This window comes from Actinomadura sp. NBRC 104425, from assembly GCF_030269545.1.
Taxonomy (GTDB): domain Bacteria; phylum Actinomycetota; class Actinomycetes; order Streptosporangiales; family Streptosporangiaceae; genus Spirillospora; species Spirillospora keratinilytica.
This window is the reverse complement of record NZ_BSTN01000167.1, coordinates 1-255: the sequence shown is the minus strand read 5'-3', so window position 1 is coordinate 255 and position 255 is coordinate 1. Positions and strand designations below refer to the sequence as shown.

1 protein-coding gene is annotated in these 255 nt (G+C 69.8%); it reads right to left on the bottom strand.

The genetic code is table 11. The features are described from left to right. Positions 1 to 255 (bottom strand): condensation domain-containing protein (locus QSK22_RS33590; RefSeq protein ID WP_285498559.1); only part of this gene is annotated, 255 nt, incomplete at both ends.

Below are 255 nucleotides of genomic sequence, written 5' to 3'. Positions count from 1 at the left end.
GAACAGCGGGTGCCGGGCCAGCGACCGCTCCGGCGCCAGCTCCTCCACCAGCCGCTCGAACGGCACGTCCTGATGCTCCAGCGCACCCAGGGTCGTCTCCCGCACCTGGGCGAGCACCTGCCGGAACCCCGGGTCACCCGACAGGTCGGTGCGGATCACCAGCGTGTTGACGAAGAACCCGACCAGATCGTTCAACGCCTCATCGCCACGGCCCGCCACCGCCGACCCGATCGGAATATCGGTACCCGCACCCAG